General features: G+C 73.5%; 19 protein-coding genes and 1 pseudogene. 7 read left to right on the top strand and 13 right to left on the bottom strand.

The window, feature by feature from the left end:
- Nucleotides 1-125 precede the first annotated feature (125 nt).
- Together I6A81_RS05330 and I6A81_RS05335 are read left to right on the top strand one after the other, a co-directional pair.
- A complete protein-coding gene (locus I6A81_RS05330) occupies nt 126-923 on the top strand; it encodes an SAM-dependent methyltransferase (protein WP_203002983.1) in 798 nt (265 codons plus the stop codon).
- A gap of 52 nt (nt 924-975) precedes the next feature.
- Nucleotides 976-1794, top strand: coding sequence for a PIG-L deacetylase family protein (locus I6A81_RS05335; protein WP_203002982.1), 819 nt, complete (start codon nt 976-978; stop codon nt 1792-1794).
- Nucleotides 1795-1806: 12 nt separating this feature from the next.
- On the opposite strand, the gene I6A81_RS05340 is transcribed toward I6A81_RS05335, so the two are convergent.
- The 7 genes from I6A81_RS05340 to I6A81_RS05370 all read right to left on the bottom strand — a co-directional run bounded on the left by I6A81_RS05340 (nt 1807) and on the right by I6A81_RS05370 (nt 6214).
- A complete protein-coding gene (locus I6A81_RS05340) occupies nt 1807-2595 on the bottom strand; it encodes an SDR family NAD(P)-dependent oxidoreductase (protein ID WP_203002981.1) in 789 nt (262 codons plus the stop codon).
- A gap of 53 nt (nt 2596-2648) precedes the next feature.
- On the bottom strand, nt 2649-3233 hold the full coding sequence (locus I6A81_RS05345; protein WP_203002980.1) for a TetR/AcrR family transcriptional regulator: 585 nt from the start codon (nt 3231-3233) through the stop codon (nt 2649-2651).
- Between the two features lie 73 nt (nt 3234-3306).
- On the bottom strand, nt 3307-3570 hold the full coding sequence (locus I6A81_RS05350; RefSeq protein WP_203002979.1) for a DUF2277 domain-containing protein: 264 nt from the start codon (nt 3568-3570) through the stop codon (nt 3307-3309).
- Between the two features lie 25 nt (nt 3571-3595).
- Entirely contained in the window at nt 3596-4009 is a 414-nt protein-coding gene (locus tag I6A81_RS05355; protein WP_203002978.1) for a VOC family protein, read from the bottom strand.
- 10 nt (nt 4010-4019) lie between these two features.
- Nucleotides 4020-4460, bottom strand: coding sequence for a helix-turn-helix transcriptional regulator (locus tag I6A81_RS05360; RefSeq protein WP_203002977.1), 441 nt, complete (start codon nt 4458-4460; stop codon nt 4020-4022).
- A gap of 106 nt (nt 4461-4566) precedes the next feature.
- The gene (locus I6A81_RS05365) at nt 4567-5574 is read right to left on the bottom strand and encodes a DMT family transporter (protein ID WP_203002976.1); all 1008 of its coding nucleotides are present in this window, start codon (nt 5572-5574) and stop codon (nt 4567-4569) included.
- A gap of 88 nt (nt 5575-5662) precedes the next feature.
- A complete protein-coding gene (locus I6A81_RS05370) occupies nt 5663-6214 on the bottom strand; it encodes a CGNR zinc finger domain-containing protein (protein WP_203002975.1) in 552 nt (183 codons plus the stop codon).
- A 39-nt stretch (nt 6215-6253) separates the two neighbouring features.
- Between I6A81_RS05370 and I6A81_RS05375 the strand changes: the two genes are divergently transcribed.
- On the top strand, nt 6254-7447 hold the full coding sequence (locus tag I6A81_RS05375) for an EamA family transporter (protein WP_238429061.1): 1194 nt from the start codon (nt 6254-6256) through the stop codon (nt 7445-7447).
- 48 nt (nt 7448-7495) lie between these two features.
- Here the strand turns inward: I6A81_RS05375 and I6A81_RS05380 are convergent, their stop codons facing one another.
- From I6A81_RS05380 to I6A81_RS05390, 3 genes are all read right to left on the bottom strand, one after another.
- On the bottom strand, nt 7496-7924 hold the full coding sequence (locus I6A81_RS05380) for a VOC family protein (protein ID WP_203002974.1): 429 nt from the start codon (nt 7922-7924) through the stop codon (nt 7496-7498).
- Between the two features lie 176 nt (nt 7925-8100).
- Nucleotides 8101-8583, bottom strand: a complete 483-nt coding sequence (locus I6A81_RS05385) for a helix-turn-helix transcriptional regulator (protein WP_203002973.1) — start codon at nt 8581-8583, stop codon at nt 8101-8103.
- A gap of 421 nt (nt 8584-9004) precedes the next feature.
- Nucleotides 9005-9619: a TMEM175 family protein gene (locus tag I6A81_RS05390; RefSeq protein ID WP_203002972.1), complete on the bottom strand. Its 615-nt coding sequence runs from the start codon at nt 9617-9619 to the stop codon at nt 9005-9007.
- Between the two features lie 545 nt (nt 9620-10164).
- On the opposite strand from I6A81_RS05390, the gene I6A81_RS05395 reads away from it, so the two are divergent.
- From I6A81_RS05395 to I6A81_RS05405, 3 genes are all read left to right on the top strand, one after another.
- Complete coding sequence (locus I6A81_RS05395; RefSeq protein ID WP_203002971.1) at nt 10165-10947, top strand: enoyl-CoA hydratase/isomerase family protein; 783 nt, start codon at nt 10165-10167, stop codon at nt 10945-10947.
- A 3-nt stretch (nt 10948-10950) separates the two neighbouring features.
- Entirely contained in the window at nt 10951-11862 is a 912-nt protein-coding gene (locus I6A81_RS05400; RefSeq protein WP_203002970.1) for an SDR family oxidoreductase, read from the top strand.
- Nucleotides 11863-11971: 109 nt separating this feature from the next.
- Nucleotides 11972-13186 carry an LLM class flavin-dependent oxidoreductase gene (locus tag I6A81_RS05405; protein ID WP_203002969.1) on the top strand — a complete coding sequence of 405 codons (1215 nt, stop codon included), beginning with the start codon at nt 11972-11974 and terminating at the stop codon, nt 13184-13186.
- Nucleotides 13187-13222: 36 nt separating this feature from the next.
- On the opposite strand, the pseudogene I6A81_RS05410 reads toward I6A81_RS05405, so the two are convergent.
- From I6A81_RS05410 to I6A81_RS45435, 3 genes and pseudogenes are all read right to left on the bottom strand, one after another.
- A pseudogene (locus I6A81_RS05410) lies at nt 13223-14224 on the bottom strand (heme-dependent oxidative N-demethylase family protein); the annotation flags it as partial.
- Nucleotides 14224-15171 (bottom strand): PDR/VanB family oxidoreductase, encoded by a 948-nt coding sequence (locus I6A81_RS45430; RefSeq protein WP_203002967.1) that lies wholly within the window; start codon nt 15169-15171, stop codon nt 14224-14226. The pseudogene I6A81_RS05410 and the gene I6A81_RS45430, both read right to left, overlap by 1 nt.
- Nucleotides 15168-15788, bottom strand: coding sequence for a dimethylamine monooxygenase subunit DmmA family protein (locus tag I6A81_RS45435; protein WP_203002966.1), 621 nt, complete (start codon nt 15786-15788; stop codon nt 15168-15170). Before I6A81_RS45435 ends, I6A81_RS45430 begins: the two co-directional genes overlap by 4 nt.
- Nucleotides 15789-16184: 396 nt before the next feature.
- On the opposite strand from I6A81_RS45435, the gene I6A81_RS05425 reads away from it, so the two are divergent.
- Nucleotides 16185-16406: a hypothetical protein gene (locus I6A81_RS05425; RefSeq protein WP_203002965.1), complete on the top strand. Its 222-nt coding sequence runs from the start codon at nt 16185-16187 to the stop codon at nt 16404-16406.
- Nucleotides 16407-16427 lie beyond the last annotated feature (21 nt).

Here is a 16427-nt window from a genome sequence, read left to right on the forward strand (position 1 = left end):
CGGGTGCCGCCCGGGCGGCACCCGGCGGGACGAACACCGGGCTTACCTGGATCAGTGGCCAGCCAGCTTGCACTCTGCAACGATCTCCTGGTCTGCCGCGCACCGGCGGACGGGACGGAGTGGACATGCCAGACGACGAGCAGTCCCCGGCCGGGTTAGACACCCACCTCCCGCACCCCGCCCGGATCTACGACTACTTTCTCGGCGGCAAGAACAACTTCGCCGTCGACCGGGCCCTGGCCGAACAGATGCTGGCCATGGACCCGACCATGCCGCGCACCGCGCACGCGAACCGGGCCTTCCTGCGCCGCTCGGTGAGCTTCCTGGCCGGTGAGGCGGGCGTCCGCCAGTTCCTCGACATCGGCACGGGCCTGCCGGCCTCGGACAACACCCATGAGGTCGCGCAGCGCCTCGCCCCCGACAGCCGCATCGTCTACGTCGACAACGACCCGCTGGTGCTCGTCCACGCCCGGGCGCTGCTGACCAGCGTTCGAGCGGGCGCCACCGCCTACCTGCAGGCCGACCTGCGCGACCCGGAGAAGATCCTCCACGGGGCGGCGGACACGCTGGACCTCTCCCGGCCGGTCGCGGTCCTGCTGCACGGCGTACTGCACTTCCTGCTGGACACCGACGACCCGGGCCAGATCATCCGGACCCTGGTGGACGCCGTCCCGGCCGGCAGCTATCTCTCGCTGTCCCACATGGCGGCGGACATCAGCCCAACGACCACCCGGAGCATGGACGAGGCGAGCACGAGCAGCCCCGTGCCGATCGCCTGCCGGACGAACGACGAGGTCGCGCGCCTGCTGGCCGGTCTCGAGCCTGTCGAGCCCGGCCTCGTGACCGTCTCGCGCTGGCGCCCCGACCCCGGCGCCGACACCGCCCTCGTTCCCATCTGGGCCGCGGTCGCGCGCAAGCCCTGAGGCGACGCCCTGGGCCGCGGGCCGGCACGGCCGATCTGGCACGATCCCGGCTGTGGGCTCGGTGGTGGCACTGCACGCGCATCCGGATGACGAGGCGCTGTGGAGTGGGGGAACGCTGGCGTTGCTCGCCGCGGCCGGGCATCGGGTGGTGATCGTCGTCGCCACCGATGGGCACCTGGGCGACGGTGCCGATCCCGAGGCCGGCGTCCGCCTGGCCGAGCTGCGGGCAAGCGCGGCGGCACTGGGCGCCGCCCGGGTCGAGTGTCTCGGCTACGCGGACAGCGGGCACGGGTCGTCGTTCTACCCGGACCCCGCGGACCGCCAGCGGTTCGCGCGCGCCGACCTCGACGAGGCGGCGGGAAGACTCGCGGACCTGCTGCGCGCCGAGAACGCGTCGGTCCTGCTCAGCTACGACGCGCGCGGCGGGTACGGGCATCGCGACCACGTGCGGGTGCACGAGGTCGGCGCCCGCGCGGCCGAGCTGGCCGGTGGCGTCCGCGTGCTGGAGGCCACGCTTCCCCGCGAGACCGTCGAGCGGCTGGTCCGCGTCGGCCGGCTCGGCGCGCTGCCGCGGCCGAGGGGTCCCCGCCGTCCGGTCGGGGAGCCGACCGAGCCGCATCCTCCGATGTTCACTCCTCGCCGTGAGATCGCCTACCGGGTCGACGTCCGCCGCTACGCGCGCCAGAAGCGCGCGGCGCTCGCCGCGCACGCCTCCCAGCTGGCCGGCCCCCGGGCTCCAGCCCGCCTGCGCCGCTATGCCGTCCGTCTCCCGGTCCCCCTGTTCGCCGTGCTCGGCGGCCGCGAGTACTTCAACGACCCCGCCGCGACGCCGGGGTCCGCCTTCCTCGACCTCTTCACCGCGCCCGGCTGAGAGGCGTGGAAGCTAGCCGCGGAAGGAGGCGGGCTGGGCGATCACAGCGACGCCGACGCGGCCGCCATCGACGTCGACGACCGCTCCATGGACGAAGGCGGCGTCATCGGAGGCGAGGTAGACCGCCGCCGCGGCGATGGCGTCGGGGTGACCGGACCACCCGGCGGGTGTGCCCCGCATCAGCGCGTCGGCGGGGTGCTCGACGGCGGGATCCCGGTCGGGATTGGCGATGACACCCGGAGAAACGGCGTTGACCCGCACCCCCTGGGGTCCGAACTCGGCGGCCCAGGCTCGGGTGAGCGTCTCCATCGCGCCCTTGGTCGATGCGTAGAGGGCGCCGACGGGAACGCTGAGCCGGGCCACCCAGGAACCGAGATTGATGATGATGCCGCCGCCCGCGTCGACCATCCGCGGTGCGACGGCCTGGGTGAGAAAGAACGGCGCCTTGACATTGACTGCGTAGACCCGGTCGAACATGGCGTCGTCCGCGGTCAGGGTCGTCGCCGGCGGGAAGATGCCCGCGTTGTTGACCAGGATGTCGATACGCCCGCCCAGCAGGTCGCTCGCCGCGTCGGCGAGCGCGCGGCTGGCGCTCGCCGTGCCGTCGAGGTTGGCGTGCACATAGTCGGCGGTGCCGCCCGCGTCGCGGATCCGGGCGACCACCGCCGCGCCACGGGTGTCATCCCGCCCGGAGACGATGACGCGCGCTCCTTCGCCGGCGAAGGCGACGGCGATGGACCGGCCGATGTTGCTGGTGGACCCGGTGATGAGAGCTGTCCTGTGTTCGAGTCGCCGTGACATGCCAGCGAAGGTATGGCGATATTTTTGGACCCGCAAGTCCAAAGGATCTTGTATCAGACGCCGCGCAGATGGTCGATCAGCACGTCCAGCGTCGCCTCCAGGTGCCCGGTGCGCCCGGTGGAGCGCAGCACCTGGACCCCGCCCTGGATGCCGGCGACGAACGCCGCGGCCGCGCGGTCGGCATCGAGGCCCTGGCGGATCTCGCCGGCCGCCTGCATCTGCTCGATCCCGCGCCGGATCTGGGCCCGCCAGTTCGCGAGCAGGGCGCCGACGACCTCGGCCGCGCCCGGCGTGCTCCGGACCTGGCTCATCAACGACCCGAGCGGGCAGTTGCGCCCCTGGGCCCGGTAGCGGGCCACGACGGCGTCCCGCCAGCGTCGCCAGGCCGCCCACGAGGTCAGGGCGCCCAGGTGCGGCTGCTGGTCGTCGAGGACACGATCGGACTCGTACCGCGCCACCGCGAGCAGCAGTTCCTCCTTGCCGCCCGGGAAGTAGTGGAAGATCTGGCTCTTGCTCGTGCCCGTGATGGCGCGGATGTCGTCGAGGGTCACCTCGCCGGGGTCGTCGCCCCGCAGGTGCAGCGCGGCGCCCTCGATGATGCGCTGGCGGGTCGCCAGCCCCTTCGCGGTGAGCGCCATGCGTTCAGGCTAGCTTTTTATGGACTTGACGGTCCATCAGACCGTCGGAGGCCGTCAGACCGTCGGGCGGGGCTCATCCGCCGAGGCGGGCACGGACCTCGGGACGGCGCAGCGGCGGGACGGTCGCCGGCGGCTGGCGGCGGGCCGGCAGCCCGTCCAGCAGGCGGTGGACGATGACCGCCACGTCCGCGACGGCGGCGTCGAACGCCTCCGTCGCGGCCGGCGGCGGCTGGCGCAGCCCGCTCACCTTGCGGATGAACTGGAGCGCGGCGGCCTCGATCTCGTCATCGGTCGCCGGCGGCTCCAGGCCACGCAGCTCCGTGATGTTGCGGCACATGGGCCCAGAGTAGGTCCCGGCTCCGTCAGGATCCCGCGGCGGGCGCCTGGTCGATGCGCACCAGGTTGCCGGAGGGGTCCCGCATGGCGCAGTCCCGCGCGCCCCACGGCTGGGAGGTCGGCTCCTGCACGACCTCGGCGCCCCAGGCACGCGCCTTCTCGAAGGTGGCGGTGAGGTCGTCCGAGTGGAAGTGCACGCCGTTCATGGCTCCCTTGGCGACGAGAGCGGTGATCGCTTCACCGTCGGCGGGGCTGCCGGCCAGGTAGTTCGTGAGGACGATCTCGACACCGGGCTGGGACGCGGCGCCGACGGTGATCCAGCGGAAGCTCTCGCGGGCGACGTCGTTGCGCAGCTCGAGGCCGAGCGCGTCGCGGTAGAAGGCCAGCGCGAGGTCGGGGTCGTGCACCTGGACGAAGCAGCGGGCGAGGGTGAGATCCATGTCCACAACGTTAGGGAGCCGGTGCCGGGTGCGCTTCTCCGTTCCTGCTCGGCGCGCGGCTCGGGCGGGTGAGGTCCTTGGCGACGCAGCCCGGCACGCTCGCGAGCGCGCTGTGGTCATGGGCCCGGTAGGCCGTCGGCGTCTCGCCCACCAGCTGGGTGAAGCGCGCGCTGAACGAGCCGAGCGAGGTACACCCGACCGCCATGCAGACCTCGGTGACCGACATGTCGCCGCGGCGCAGCAGCGCCTTCGCCCGCTCGATGCGCCGGGTCATCAGGTAGGAGTAGGGGGTCTCCCCGTAGGTCGCGCGGAACTGCCGCGAGAAGTGCGCGGTCGACATCAGCGCGGCCCGGGCGAGCGTGGCGACGTCGAGCGGGCGCGCGTACTCGCGGTCCATCAGGTCGCGGGCGCGGCGCAGGTGCGCGAGGTTCGCGAGCTCCTCCGGCGTCACGACGCCAGCGTAACAGCGTGCTGATCTTGATCCCGGCGCGGCCGGGCACGCCTCCCAGTCCCCGGGGCCCGGGCGCCGGGCACCAGCCCGGCCGCCGGCCTGCCAGCTACCGGGCGGGCCTGTGGCGTGACATGGCCCAGCCGCGCGCGCCCGCCCGGCGGCCGGGCGGCGTGACAGGCGTCGTCGGGACCGACGTCGCCGGAACCGGCGCGGCCGACAGGACAGACGGGACGGTCAGGGACGGCTCGGTCGCGGCCGGGCGCGGGGAACTCGTGGCCAGGACCGAGCCCGCGAGGATCAGCGCGAACCCGACGCCGATGAACCAGGTCAGCGGCTCGCTGAGGAAGACCGCTCCGGCGGCGATGGCGACCGCCGGGTTGACGAAGGTGATGACCGTCGCACGGGCGTTGCCGACCTCGCGGATCAGCGCGAAGAACAGGACGAAAGCCAGCGCCGTGCAGACCAGGCCGAGGGTGATGAGCGCGCCCAGAACCCGGGCGCTCGGGACAGTGCTCGGCCACGTCACGGCCGCGGGGCCCGTGTAGACGACGGCGGCGAACGCGAGGCAGGCGGCGGTCATCGGTAGCGACGGCACGTCGCCGAGCCGGCGGGTGACGATCAGGGGGGCGACCGCGTAGCAGACCGCGACGGCGAGAACCTCGAGGACCGGCCAGGCGCCGAAGCCGTCGATGCCGGGAACCGCGAGCACCGCGACCCCGCCGGTCCCGACCGCGAGGCCGAGCCCGCGGGCCGCCGTGATGCGCTCGGCGCCGCCGGTGAGCCGGGTCGAGACGATCGCGATGACCGGAACGGCCGCGACGAGCAGGCCGGTCAGCGAGCTGGACAGGTGCCGTTCGGCGTCCGAGAGCAGAATCCACGGGCCGAGGATCTCGATCGTGGCGAACGCGAGGATCGGCCTCCAGTGCCGGCGCACCTGGGCGAGCCCTGGCCGGTCGCGCAGGGCGATCGGCAGCAGCACCAGCGCCCCCACGACGGTGCGCGCGAGCACGATCACCGGTCCCGACACCTCGTCCACCGCCACCTTGATCAGCAGGTAGGGAATCCCCCAGATCAGGCTCATCGCGGCGAACAGCGCCCAGCCTCGCCTGGACATACGGCACGACCTTCCAGCCGGCGCGGCCCGCGCGCGGCGCATCGACGGTGATGGCCTTCTCGGCCCGGCACGCCGGGCGCCGACGGCACTACGGGTCGGCCGGGACCCGGCCCGAGCGGCGGGCGCGGTAGGCGGCGACGGCCTCGCGGTTGCCGCACGTGGTGCTGCAGAACCGGCGGGAGCGGTTGCGGGACAGGTCGACGACGAGGCCCTCGCAGGTGTCGGCCGCGCAGACGGACAGCCGGGACAGCTCGTCGAGGCGGATCAGGTCGACCATCGCCATGGCCGTCTCCGCCATGATCCTCGTGGCGAACGGCGCGTCTGGCGGGACGGCGTGGATGTGCCAGTCGAACCCGGCGTGCCGGACCAGGCGGGGCACCGCGCGCGCGTCGGCGAGCAGCCGGTTGGTCAGCTCGGCGGCGGCGTCGCGGTCGCTGGTGAGCAGGCGGCGCAGGGAAGGCCGCAGCGCCCGGACCGCGGCGAGCTCCGCCTCGTCCTCGTCACGGCGGCCGGTGTAGCGGAACTCGTCGAAGAAGTCGTCGAGCTGGTCGATCGTCTCGAGGGTGTCCGGCGGCTCGGCCGAGTTGACCAGCCAGGCGGCCGCGAGCAGCGACTGCTCGGTGTCATGAGTGAACAACACGTTGACATATTACGCATCTCGTCCCTACTGTCATTGGTCATGGGGTCGATGACGTATGACAGCCAGGTCGCGCCCGCGCCGGCGTCCTCAGCGGCGGCACCGTCGGCCGCGGCGGGGCCGGTAGCGGCAGGGCCGGCGGCCGCGCAGTCGGCCGCGCCCGCGCGGGGCGCGGCCGCCGGGATCCTGCTGGCGCTGGTGTCGGCCGCCTCGTTCGGAACGTCGGGGGCCCTCGCCCGCGGGCTGCTCGACGCCGGCTGGACGGCCGGAGCCGCGGTCACCGCGCGGATCACGAGCGCGGCGCTCGTGCTGCTGGTGCCGGCGCTGGTCGCGCTGCGCGGGCGGTGGTGGCTGCTACGGCGCAACGCCGGGCTGCTCACGGCGTACGGGCTGGTTGCCGTCGCCGGCTGCCAGCTCTGCTACTTCAACGCGGTCGACCACATGGCGGTCGGCCCCGCGCTGCTCATCGAGTACACCGCGCCGGTTCTGGTGGTGCTGTGGCTGTGGGCACGGCACGGGCAGCGCCCCGGGCGACGCACCGTCGGCGGGGCGGCGCTCGCCGCGATCGGCCTGGTCGGCGTCCTGGACCTGCTCGGCGGCACGCGGGTGGGCCCCGTCGGGGTGGCGTGGGCGCTGACGGCGATGGTGGGCGCGGCGATCTACTTCGTGCTGTCCGCCGCCGACGACACCGGGCTGCCGCCGATCGTGCTGGCCGCGGGCGGGCTGGTCGTCGGCGCGGTCACGCTGGTGGTGGCGGGCGCGATCGGGATCGTGCCGATGGAGATGTCGACCGCGCCCGTGACGTATCGCGGCACGTCGGTGCCATGGTGGCTGCCGGTGGCGCTGCTCGGTCTGGTCGCCTGCGCGCTGGCCTACTGCGCCGGGATCGCCGCGAGCCGGCGGCTCGGGCCGCGCCTCGCGTCGTTCGTCGCCCTCTTCGAGGTGGTCGCCGCGCTCGGCTTCGCCTGGGCGCTGCTCGCCGAGCTCCCCCGGCCCGTCCAGCTCGTCGGCGGCCTGCTGATCCTGGCCGGCGTCATCATCGTGAAGTCCGGCGAGCCCCGGGACGCCGCGGTTGGGAGCGGCCAGACGGCCAGGACCGCCGGGACCGAGGATCACACCCCGGAGGGGCCCGCCCTCGCGCCCGCCGGCCCCGGGCAGGAGCCGCCCTCGGCCCCGGGTTTGGGCCCGGCAACCGGCGATCCGGCGCCCGAGGGCCTCGCGACCGCGGGCGTCTGAGCCGGGGGAGGCGCGGGAGCAACCGTGCGCGCCTCCCCCGGCCGGTCCTCAGGCGAAGTCCGCCGGGGTGAACTTTTTGGGTTCGACAAGAACCAGCCAGCTACCGGAGTTATCGCGCATGACGGCCTCGACACCGTACGGGCGGTCGGACGGCTCCTGCAGGAACTCGACGCCCTTGGCGCTCAGCTCCTCGTAGGTCTTGCGGCAGTCGTCGACGCTCAGCCCAAGCCCGCCCATCTGGCCTTTGCCTAGCTGCCGGCGGTAGAAGTCGGCGGTCTCGGGGTCCAGCGGCGGCCCAGGAACCATCAGAGTGATCTCCAGCTCCGGCTGGCTCGGATGCCCGATGGTGACCCAGCGGAAGCCCTCGCCCATGGCAATGTCGACGCGCGGTACAAAGCCCAGAACGTCGACATAGAAGTCCTTCGCCTTGTCCTGGTCGAGGCAGTAGACGGTGACAAGCGAGACATTCGTGATCATGAAGTCAGCCTAGGCCAGGTCGCGCGCGGTGGGCTTCTCCGAGATTGCGCATGTCGCATGCCCGGACGTCCGACACGGGAACAGCCGTCGGCGCGTCGGCGGGTGGCGGGTCGGCGCGCCGGCGGGTGGCGGGTCGGCGGGTCGGCGCGCCGGCGGGTGGCGGGTCGGCGGGTCGCCTACGCCGGGCCGCCGGGCTCCGGCGCCGGGGCGGCCGCCCGCGGCGCGCGGGGATCGGCGGTACACCGAAGGTCGACCGGGCCGCGCATGAACAAGTAGCACCCCGGGACATGCGGGCCGCCGCGGGCCGCCCACCGGTCCCGGTAGGCGGTGGGAGTCTCGCCGACGAGCTGGGTGAACCGGGCCGAGAACGAGCCGAGGCTGGCGAAGCCGACCAGCATGCACACCTCGGTGACCGTCAGGTTGGCGTGCCGCAGCAGGTCCTGGGCCCGTTCGATCCGGCGCCGCGTCAGGTAGCGGATCGGGGTCTCGCCGTAGGACGCCTCGAAGCTGCGCACCAGGTGGTACTTCGACACGCCCGCGACCCGCGACAGCACGTCGAGGTCGAGCGGCTCCCGGTAGTGGCGGTCGATGTGGTCCCGAGCCCGCCGCAGATGCGGCAGCAGGTCCACCGCGACAGCGCGCGTCGCCGTCGTCGCCACCCCGCACCTCCTCGGCCGGCGTCCCGGCACGCGCCGGCCGCCCCGCCAGCACCGCCCACCCGCCAACACTGCCCACCCGCCATCATCGGCCACCGGCCCCGCGGCCGGTCCCCACACCGCCGGAATCCCCACACCGCCGCGTCCGCCTCGGCTCCAACCGCGAGACCAGCCCCGGCCCCTGAGCACCCGGCCTTCGCCCCGCGTCGGTCGCCGCGGTCCAACCCGGGCGGCGCCCAGCCCCATGGTGATCGAGTCAGCCTCATCCGACCATGGGATGTGGTGGGGCTTCGGCACCGACGCATGAGCTGTGGTGCCTGGATCCACCAGGTTCGCCACCACCACCGCTGGGATCATGGGCCACACCCCGACAGGCCATGACGCGACTCGACCAGCGGGCGCCGCGCCGGCACGTTCCCGGCGGTCAGTCAGGGGAGCCGAGCTCGCGGACGGCGCGGTCGATGCGGCGGTCGGGCACGACCCACATCAGCGCGCCGGCGACGTAACAGGCGAGGGCGATCACGACGCCCGCGCGCCCATGCGGGTCGACGAACTGCGCGCACAGGATGCCGGTGAGGTACAGCGGCGGCGAGATCCTGCCCTTGAGGTCCCGGCCGATGGCCCGCCGCAGCCGCGAGTCCACGCCCTGACCACGGATGATCGTCTGCTGGAGGACGAAGTAGGCGACCGCCGCGCCCATCAGGTTCAGGCCGTAGACGACGACCGGGGTGTGGGCGAAGTCGGACTCCTCCATCCAGGAGGTCGTGAAGGGGAACAGCGACAGGACGAACAGCAGGCTCAGGTTCGCCCACAGCACGCCGCCGGTGACCCGGTCCGCCAGCTGGAACATGTGATGGTGGTTGGACCAGTAGATCCCCACATAGACGAAGCTGAGGAGATAGGTCAGCAGCCCGTGGCCGGTGGTGCGCCACAGGGATTCGAAGTCGTGGCCCTCGGGGGTGTCCAGCTCCAGGACCATGATCGTGATGATGATGGCCAGGACGCCGTCGCTGAACGCCTCCAGCCGACTGGTCTTCATCGGGCGACCACCTCGCCATCACCACCTCGGGCGGCGCCACCGCGTGCCGCCCACCGCCGTGCCGGCCACTGCCGCGCGCACCCGCCCGCGGGCGCGACCGCCAGACCCTCCCCCAGAGCACGGCCCGCCGCCGGGACCGCGTCACGTGCCGGCGCGTCGGCGCCGGCGGGCCGGCGCACCGGTCCTGGCGCAGATCTTGTGGAGCCCAGGCTCGGCGCGCCACCCCTTGATCGTCATTTGCTCGTGGACATGGCCGCCGCGACGCGGCGTTGCCGCGGTCTCCCAGGCATCGGGCGATCACCGCGCGGCCGGGCCTGGCCTTCACAAACAAGATCTGCGCCGATCCAACGCACCGCCGAACCCCCGAGCTGGCGCCTACCCGGCACGCGCCGGCCGCCCGCGGAGGCGGGACCGTGGCGCGCGCCCGCCGAGCCACGGGCCCGCCGGCGGACGGTTGCGGCCGGGACCGGACTCCAGGTAGAACCGTGTTTCAGTGAAATCGCGTTTCAGTAGGGCCCTCTGACAGGCCAGAAGGGCGTGTGGGTATGGCTGACGACCGAGTGCGGCTGGAGTTCGACGGGCCAATCGCGACGATCACGAACAACAACCCGGACAAGCACAACGCCTTCGATGACGCGATGGACCTGGCGTTGTTCGAGATCCTCGACGAGCTCGCGGCCAGGCGCGACCTGCGGGCCGTGATCTGGCGGGCAGAGGGAAAGTCGTTCTCATCGGGCCGGGACGTCGCGGCCATCGGCGGCCAGGCGGTCGAGCTCAGCCATCACGAGCTGATGAAGCGCGGCCACCGCGGCATCCTGCGGATCCTCGACATCGAGGCGCCGATCCTCGTCGCGATGAAGGGCTGGTCGATCGGGGCCTCGTTTCAGCGCGCCCTGATCTGCGACATCCGGGTGGCCGCCGCGGGGGCCCGGATGATGTTGCCCGAGCTCGGCCACGGCGTCATCCCGGACACCGGCGGCATCGGCCGGCTCTACCAGATGTGCGGACACGGCGTGGCCAGCGACCTCGTGCTCACCGGGCGGGCGATGGGCGCCGACGAGGCACTCGCGCACGGGGTCGTCTCCCGGGTCGTCCCGGCCGAGGACCTGGACACGACGGTGCGCGAGATGGCCGAGAAGATCGCCGCCGCGCCGAAGGTCACCGTGAACATGGCGCGCCGCGTGATCCGGCACCTGTCGGAGCCGACGCTGCGCTCGTCGATGGCCGACGAACTCGTCTTCCAGACGTTCATCAGCAGGTCGGACGACCTGGCGGAGATGCGGGCGGCGCGGGCCGAGAGCCGCGCGCCCCGATACACGGGGAGCTGAGCCTTGACGACTGCGCACACCACCGGGTCCGCCGGCGACGGCATCATCGGGCTACCCGATCCCCCAGCCGCCGGGGCCAGCGCGTTACCGGCCGGCACGTTCGACGGGGTCGCGGTCGTCGTCACCGGCGGCGGGACCGGGCTTGGACGGGCGATCGCCACCGAGTTCGCCAGGCTCGGCGCGGCGATCGTCATCGGAAGCCGCAAGCCCGAACATCTCGACGCTGGCCGCGAGGCCATCGAGAAGTTGGGCGTGCCGGTACTCACCGCCCGCTGCGACATCCGCGACCCCGAGCAGGTCGCCGCCCTGTTCGACACCGCGGAAGCGGAGTTCGGCCTCCCAGGAGTGCTCGTCAACAACGCGGCCGCCAACTTCCCGGTGCCGGCGGAGGACATGTCGCCGAACGCCTGGCGCACGGTCGTCGACATCACCCTCAACGGAACGTACTTCTGCGCGCGGGAGCTCGCCCGCCGGCTGATCGCCGCCGGGAAGCCCGGGTCGATCATCAACGTGGGCGCGTCCTACGCCTGGACCGGTGGGCCCGGCTTCGCGCATTCGGCGGCGGCGAAAGCCGGCGTGAAGAACATGGTCGAGACGCTGGCCGTCGAGTGGGGCCCGTATGGGGTCCAGGTGAACGGGCTGGTCCCGGGCCTGTTCCCGCATGAGGACATGACGGCCGACATTCAGGCCAACCTCGCCCGCACTCACGACAAGGACGGCGCCCAGCCGGCGATGCGGGTCGGCCGGCTTCGGGAGCTGGGCTGGGCGGCGACGTTCCTGGCCTCCCCCTATGCCCGGTTCATCTCGGGGCACACGCTGGTCGTCGACGGCGCGAACTGGCAGCGCCGGGCCCTGACCAACCCGACCGTCGTGACCGTCCGCGACCAGATGGGGCGCGGCCCGTTCGTCCCCTGACTCCCGCGCCGCTTCTTCCCCCTTCCTTGCTCTCCTTCCCCGCTGCCTCTTCCTTGCTGGTATCTCGCCGTTCTCTTCCTTGCTGGTATCTCGCCGCCGGAGGCTCGTCTTGTCGTTGTCGCGCACGATCACGAACCAGGTCGCGGCCGGGCGGCGCTGGCCGTTGCGGTTCGGCATCTTCCTGGCGCCGTTCCACCGCGCCGGGCGCAACCCGACCCTCCTGCTCGAACAGGACCTGAGCCTCCTCGAGCATCTCGACCGGCTCGGTTTCGACGAGGCCTGGATCGGTGAGCACCACTCGGGCGGCTGGGAGATCATCTCATCGCCGGAGGTGTTCATCGCGAACGCCGCCGCGCGCACCCGGCGGATCCGGCTCGGGACGGGGGTGATCTCGCTGCCCTACCACCACCCGCTGCACGTCGCCGACCGGATCGTGCTGCTCGACCACCTGACCCGGGGCCGGGTGATGCTCGGTGTGGGCCCCGGCCAGCTGGCCTCCGACGCGCACATGCTGGGCATCGACACGAACCGGCAGCGGGAGATGATGGAGGAGTCGCTGGAGGCGGTCGTCGCCCTGCTGGCCGGTCAGGAGCCGGTGACCCGGCAGACGGACTGGTTCACGCTGCGCGACGCGGTGCTGCAACTGTCGCCCTTCACCTGGCCCAGGCCGGAGATCGCCGTGGCCGCCACCTTCTCCCCCGCCGGGCCGCGCACCGCCGGGCGCTTCGGCGCGGGCCTGCTCTCGATCGCGGCGAGCCAGGCCGGCGGGTTCGACGTGCTGGGCTCGCACTGGGAGGTCGCGAACGACGTGGCCGCGCGGCACGGCCAGACGATGGACCGGCGCGGCTGGCGGCTGATGGGCATGATGCACCTGGCCGACACCATGGAACAGGCCGCCAAGGACGTCGCCTACGGGCTCAGCGACGTGCAGAACTACCAGTCGAAGGTTCTGCCGGTGTCGCTCGACACGTCGACCCCGCTCCAGGACCGCATCGACGCGGGCAACGCGTCCGGTTCGTTCATCTGCGGCACGCCGGACATGGCGATCGCGCAGATCGAGCGGCTCTGGCAGCAGTCCGGCGGGTTCGGCGCCTACCTGCTGCTCGCCGCCGACTTCGCCAACCCGGAGGCGACGAAGCACAGCTACGAGCTGTTCGCCCGCGAGGTGATGCCGCACTTCACCGGCGCCTCGGCGGCGCCGCTCGCATCGGAGAACTGGCAGTTCGGCAAGTCGGAGACGTGGCGCAACCAGACCGCCGCCGCGATCGGCAAGGCCATCGCCGACCACGCCGCGTCCACCACCCCGGCGGAGGCGACGAGTTAGCGCCTGTCGCCCGCCAACGCGCGTCGCCGGCTAACGCGGGTCGCCCGTTCCCGGCCGCGCGGCCCGCAGCCAGGCGACCGCGCGGCCACGGAACGGGGCGAGGCCCTTGTACTCGGCGATCTCGGCGGGCAGGGTGGCGAGGACCTCGGCGGTGCGCCGGCGCCACGGCTCGACCGCGGCGAGCGCCTCGAGCGGCAGCAGGTAGGTGCGGATGAGGAACAGCACCGCGCCGGAGTCCGGCAGCCGCAACAGGTGCTGGACCTCGACGCGCAGGTGGAGCAGCCGGCCGAAGGCCGCGTCGTCGACGGTCAGGATCCGTGCCCGCTCGGGCGCCCACTCCGGGTAGCGCTCGAGCGAGGTGTCGAGGCGGCGGCCCACCGTCATCCCCCAGTTGGTCCGCCGGTAGGGCTCGTGCGGCTGGAGCCGCCTGATGAACTCCTGCGCCCGGGTGAACACGCCCTCCCGATGGACCGACGACGGCACCGGACCGTGGATCTCCAGGAAGCTCATTCCCAGGTCGAAGCCGAAGCTCCAGCCGGCGGCGAAGGTCACCACGCCCGCCTCGACCCAGAGCTGGCCCGCCCGCTCGTCGAGCAGGACGAGGTCCTCCTGGAGCTGGCTCGCGACCCAGCGCAGCGGCTCGGCGGGCAGGCTCGCGTCGTCGCCGTAGACGGGCTCCGCCACGACGCCGAGCAGGCGGTTCTCCCACCGCCAGCGGCCGGCGCCGAGCCGGCTCAGGCGCATGCTGGCGGGGTAGCTCGCGGCGAGCTCCCGCAGCAGGGTCAGCACGGCGTCCCACGCGGCGACCCGCAGGTGCGGCGCGGCCGCGTGCCGGGTGGGGTCGGCGGCGAGGATCCGGGCGCGTTCGGCGAGCTCGCGCCGGTACTCGCCGTCGACGTCGACGACCGTCGCCCCCCACCGGCCCGCCGCGGTGCTGACGGGCACGCGGGCGGGCTCGACGTTGGTGCTGTAGCGGTAGCGGTCCTCGCCGAACGGGAACGGGAAGCCGCGCCGCGGTTGGGCCTCCGTCCCGGCCATCAGAGGGGAACCTCGAGGTGGGGGCCAGCGGCTCGGGAGACGCAGGGCATCAGGCTGTCGCCCGCCGCCTTCGCCTCCTCGGAGAGGAACAGGTCGCGGTGCAGCGGCTGCCCACCGGTGACCGGTAGGCGGCACTCGCCGCACACGCCGCGCCGGCACTGGCTCCGGACGTCCACGCCCGCCCTCTCCAACGCCTCCAGGAGGCTGCCGCCGGCGGGAACCGCGACCGTCGTCCCGACGCGGGTGAGGGTGACGGTGAACGGGTCGCCCGGGCCGAGGGCGTCCGGGCCGAAGCGCTCGGTGTGGACCCGGGACGCCGGCCAGCCCCTCGCGGCCGCGGCGGCGAGAACGCGGTCGGTCAGCCCGGCCGGCCCGCAGAGATACAGGTGCGCGCCCAGCGGCTGGTCGGCGAGCGCTTCGTCGAGCCGGGCGGTGAACGCGCGCCGGTCGGTGAACAGCTCGGCCCGGTCGCCGGCCAGCTCCCGCACGTCGGCGGCGTGCGCGCCGCGCCCGGCACGGTGCAGGTAGAGGACGCGCGCGTCCTGGCCGCGCCGGCGCGCGGCCCGCAGGTGGGAGACGACCGGGGTGACGCCGATGCCGCCGGCGACCAGCAGGTGGCGCCGCGCCCGGGCGACCGGCGGGAAGGCGCTTCGCGGCGGCCGGGCGCTCACCCGGGCGCCGACGTCGAGCCGCTCGTGCGCCCAGCGGGACCCGCCGGCGCCGTCCTCGACCAGGAGCACCGAGATCGCGTACTCGGTGGGCTCCAGGCCATCGGAGGTGAGGCTGTAGGCGTTGGGCCGGCCACCGCAGTCCACCACGAGGTGGCTGCCAGGCACGAACCCGGGCAGCTCTCCCCCGCCGGCGGCGGCCAGCCGGAGACAGCGGACCCCGGGAACGGGCTCGGTGGCCGCGGTGACGACGAGATCGAGCCGGGCGCCCGCCGTCACGGGGCCGCGCCCGCGGCGGCGGTACCGGGGACGGCGGGACCAGCCACAGGAGCGACGGCCGCGGCCCGCACGCCCAGGAACCGGCCGGTTCGGCGCGACACGTGCCGCTCGACCAGCAGTCCGTACCCGCAGCCCGGGCACCCCACCATGGCACCGGCCAGCACGTCGCCGGCCGCCGCGTCACCGGCCGCCGCGCCGGCCGTCACCACGGCGCCGCAGTGGACGCAGGCCACCTCGACGGGGCCCGCGCCGGCCGGGGCGACATACAGCTCGTCGTCCTCGAGACCGGCCGCCAGCGCCGCGGCGCGCAGCGCCAGGCAGGCGCCGACGGGGCCAGCGACCCGCACCCGCACGCCGACCCGCGCGTCGGTCAGGGCCGCCGCGAGCAGCCCCGCCGCCTCGCCACCGTCGGCCGCGCGCAGCAGGCGCACGGGGGTGCCCGGCGCCAGCCCGGCGCGCCATTCCCGCAGGACCGGCTCCGCGTCCGGGCCCACCCCGACGAGGACATACGCGGCGCCATCATCGTCCGCGGGCGGCGACGGCGGCCCGGCCGCCCAGGTCGGAACGCTGGAGTGATCCTGGCTCGGATCTCGTGGCGCCCGGGCTCCAGCGCTCACCGTGATCGCCGGATGCCTGGGGAACCGGCGCGTGGGACCGCGCCCCGGCGCACCAGGCCCGCGAGCAGCTGAAGATCACGCGAGGGCGCGCTGGTCTCGCTCACGTCAACCGCGCGAGGTTCGCTGGCGCGCGCCCGATCCGGCATGGTTCAGGATTGCGCGCCGGCCAGCGCCGAGCGACGGGGACCAGCACACTGTGTGGTCTTCATCACATTTTTACGAGTGGGCGGCGGGGCGCGGAGGCCAGTCCACCCGGTTTGACGAGCGGCCGACAGAGCGGACCAGGCCGGACAAACAGGGGCGCATGAATGTCATCGTGCGCAGCGCCACAACTACTCTCAGCCGTAGCCCCGGGGTGTTCGTAACCATGCGTCAACCACTACCGATGATGCTGGCATGCGCGATCGCGAGGACGTCGACTGGGACCGCTGGTTGGCTCGATTTCCGGAGCCGACGTCCGACGATGAGATCGAAAGGGAAATCGTACGGCTGCTGGCCGAACATGCCTGGTCTCGCAAGGAGGCCCTGACCTCCGAGATCCGCCGGCATTCCCTGACCTTGGCCAGCCCGCCTGACGACGGCGGGGGCGGGACCCCGCGGCTCGCGCTGTTCGCGTAGCCGCGCGGCGCGGCGCCGCGC

It is taken from the genome of Frankia nepalensis, assembly GCF_016786325.1.
Classification (GTDB): domain Bacteria; phylum Actinomycetota; class Actinomycetes; order Frankiales; family Frankiaceae; genus Pseudofrankia; species Pseudofrankia nepalensis.